This is a genomic window from Aerococcus sp. L_32 (genome assembly GCF_050689315.1).
This window is the reverse complement of sequence record NZ_JBOEQF010001293.1, coordinates 1-511: the sequence shown is the minus strand read 5'-3', so window position 1 is coordinate 511 and position 511 is coordinate 1. Positions and strand designations below refer to the sequence as shown.

Here is a 511-nt window from a genome sequence, read left to right as displayed (position 1 = left end):
CGTACAAGTTCCTGAACGTTATCTTTTAAAATAGCATCGATATCAGACGAGTACCCCATCAATTGACGGTGGTCTTTATATTCATCTACGTCTAACAACTTCCGCTTACCATCAGGAAAAATCTTGATATCTAAATCATAATCGATATATTTCAAGGCTTCGTCATCCAATACGTAAGGGGATGCTAAATTACAATAATAAGATACGCCGTTCGGACGAATCATTGTAATAATATTGAACCAATAGTGTTTATGGAAATATAGTAGGGCGGGTTCTCTAGTCACCCATCGTCTACCGTCAAAATCAACAACCAAGGTATGATCATTGCAAGCAATGATACTTTGGTCACTTGTTTTTAAAACCATAGAATCTCGCCAAGTGCGATGTAAGGAACCATCGTGCTTGTAGCTTTTGACTGTGATGAATTCACCTTCTTTAGGGTTTCTCATCACCAAACCTACTTTCTACACCTAGCTAGGTTGTAACATAAAATATTATATCATAATGAAAA

General features: G+C 36.8%; 1 protein-coding gene. It reads right to left on the bottom strand.

The genetic code is table 11. The annotated features are described in order from the left end of the window. The coding region (locus ACRCJ0_RS19395) for a DUF402 domain-containing protein (protein WP_431391853.1) at positions 1-449 on the bottom strand (449 nt) is incomplete at its 3' end. Positions 450-511: the final 62 nt, after the last annotated feature.